Annotated in this window: 4 protein-coding genes; 3 read left to right on the top strand and 1 reads right to left on the bottom strand. The window is 44.7% G+C overall.

Going from position 1 to position 2,504, the window contains the following annotated elements; all coding sequences use genetic code 11:
• Positions 1-111: 111 nt before the first annotated feature.
• Positions 112-315 carry a hypothetical protein gene (locus LC653_RS45670; RefSeq protein WP_229501819.1) on the bottom strand — a complete coding sequence of 68 codons (204 nt, stop codon included), beginning with the start codon at positions 313-315 and terminating at the stop codon, positions 112-114.
• Between the two features lie 38 nt (positions 316-353).
• On the opposite strand from LC653_RS45670, the gene LC653_RS45665 reads away from it, so the two are divergent.
• The 3 genes from LC653_RS45665 to LC653_RS45655 all read left to right on the top strand — a co-directional run.
• On the top strand, positions 354-710 hold the full coding sequence (locus tag LC653_RS45665) for a hypothetical protein (RefSeq protein ID WP_229501818.1): 357 nt from the start codon (positions 354-356) through the stop codon (positions 708-710).
• A gap of 304 nt (positions 711-1,014) precedes the next feature.
• Positions 1,015-1,701 carry a phosphodiester glycosidase family protein gene (locus tag LC653_RS45660; RefSeq protein WP_229501817.1) on the top strand — a complete coding sequence of 229 codons (687 nt, stop codon included), beginning with the start codon at positions 1,015-1,017 and terminating at the stop codon, positions 1,699-1,701.
• 137 nt (positions 1,702-1,838) lie between these two features.
• Positions 1,839-2,504: alkaline phosphatase D family protein (locus LC653_RS45655; RefSeq protein ID WP_229501816.1), on the top strand; the 666-nt coding region annotated here is incomplete at its 3' end.

The following is a 2,504-nucleotide window of genomic DNA, read 5'->3' as shown; positions in this document are numbered from 1 at the left end:
TGTGGCGATCGCTTCCATGACACTGCATCAAGGACGACCGCCTGACCCCTCCTCGACTGTTCAATAACTTTCAAAGCTGTAGCCCTTATTCCGTATAGCTTAGAGCTTTTCTTAGTGCCATTCGGCTTTACCTAAAGAGTTACCAACTTTAGTTAATTGTTTGCCCAATCTCCGCACAGGAGTTCTAATCTCTTTTTCTGCATCTGATGCAAAGTTAGCTGTTTGCTCACCAATTTCTATCAGCACTTCGCTAATTTCATGTCCGGTAGCCTTATTGCTCTTGAGGTGATCCAATCCTGAAGCTTCTTGCGCCACAACAACACATTGCTGTTGAGCTTAAAAAAAGTGAGGAAGTGGAACAAGAGAATTTTGATAAGCAAGCCGCGATTACTCACTTCGTTGAAGAGATAGAACTGGTTGACTCGACAAACGAGACAGATACTCATGAGGGCCATTCTTCCGCCGCCCCGGTTGCGTCAAATTTTCATGATGAAGACTCTGGTGATGATGATTATGCTTTTGAGTCTATAGAAAAATCAGTTCAGCCAAGCAAACAGGAAGTACAATTCGTACTGCAACAGTTGAGAGAGATTCCTTTTACTCCACAGTTTCGGCTCAATGCAGAGATTCAACGCACAGTCAAGTGGTATTGGGAGAATGTACCGGGTGCGATAAGCTCCCGCTTAAGCCTTCTCCTTTGGAGACGCTAGCGCGAACGGCTACGCTCAGTGACCGGGGAGCAGGGGAGAAGTTGCAGTAAGTTTTTTCCCTCTGCCTCTTTGCTCCTCTGCCCCTCTGCCCCTCCCCCCTCTGCGACATCAAACGCCTGAAGCTTGTGAGAAATGGAGGGGATAGTGCAATAGTTTAACCCTATGTTTAATTAGATATAATCAGTCATTAAATCTTTGCTATTACATTAACTCAAGAGTAACAGCATATATGCATATATGTAGAGGAAGAGCAGAGTGCTTGTGATAAATAATTTTACTGCCTGTTTAGTTAAAAGAGTAAGTCATGAACTGGAAAGCGCGTCTGCTGATCAAGATAATAACTTTGTACTTAGTAGTTCCTTTCTCTTTGCTCCTAGCAGTAGTCGAATCGCTTATTAGCAGTGCTAACCAACAATCAAAGGAAACGGGCAAACACTATTGGTACTCACTACCTCTAGGAAAGCCTAATTTGAGAGAATCACGGGTATCAAATCAAATAGCGCGTGGTGTAACCCACACGATTATTGTTAGAGGGGAACAGTCAGACCGTGATGTGTATACAGTCGATGTAACATTCCAAGCCAGCCAACAAGCAGCTCAAACTGTGGCTAAATTGTTGAAAGCTCAAGGATACCAGCCTCGCCTCAAGTCAGTATTGGGACGAGCGCCAGATGATCCAGAATTTGGCTACTATCGATTCGGGGTACGACGTAACCCTCGGACACTAGCTGGAATTTCGGCAAGAGGAACGCTGCTTTTGGTCACAGTTGATGGTCGTCAGCCAGGAAAAAGTGTCGGTGCGAGTTTTGAAGAAAGCGCTCGGATTATGCGGTCGCTTGGAGCAACAGATGCTCTCAACCTCGATGGCGGTGGCTCTACAACTCTAACTATTAACCAGCAACTGATCAATCGTCCGTCTGATTCTACTGGAGAGCGACCAATTGCTGACGCTATTATTATCCAAAATCCAATTGAGACTGCAAGACCTTGAAAATATTTATTCTAATATTGATAACCTTCTTAAGCCAAAATTTTACCCGATTTGGTAATCAATCTTGCTAACAAGCAGTTGCATACTATTTAGCTTTTTTATTCCCTTTTATTGTAGAAATCTCAACAAGGACTTTTATGGAACGTGTACATTTCCACCGCTTGTTATCCACTACAGCAAAGCGGCGACGCTTTCTGCTCGGTGCCGGCACATTGACCGCAAGCGCTATTGCTAGTCTTTGGACTCATAAAGTTGTCGCACTGTCAAGATTCTCTGCTTATCCCTTCAGCCTTGGTGTTGCTTCTGGCGATCCTTTACCAGATAGTGTAGTGTTATGGACGCGGCTGGCTCCATCGCCATTAAATGGCGGTGGTATGCCGCAGGTGAATGTGCCAGTACGGTGGCAAGTTGCTTTGGATGAAAACATGAGACAAGTTGTGCTACGGGGCGTGGCATTGGCAACCCCCAAATTAGCGCATTCTGTTCATGTAAATGTACGTGGTTTACAGCCTAACCGTTGGTATTGGTATCAATTTAAAGTGGGTAATGAAGATAGCCCGATTGGCCGTACCCGTACTGCTCCAGCGATTGGCGCTAGGTTGAATCAGCTCAACTTTGCGTTTGTTACTTGCCAAAAATGGGAGGATGGTTTCTATTCTGCTTATCGTCGCCTAGCTGAAGAAGATTTAGATTTGGTTTTTCACTTGGGTGATTATATTTACGAATACGGCATTCCTGCTACAGGTGGTGTACGCAACGTATCTTTACCAGAGGAGTTTAGAAAAGAAACGAATACCCTTGAG

Source organism: Nostoc mirabile CHAB5784 (genome assembly GCF_020829645.1).
Classification (GTDB): Bacteria; Cyanobacteriota; Cyanobacteriia; order Cyanobacteriales; family Nostocaceae; genus Nostoc; species Nostoc mirabile.
Note: the sequence above shows the minus strand (reverse complement) of the source record. Positions and strands in the feature narration are given on the sequence as shown.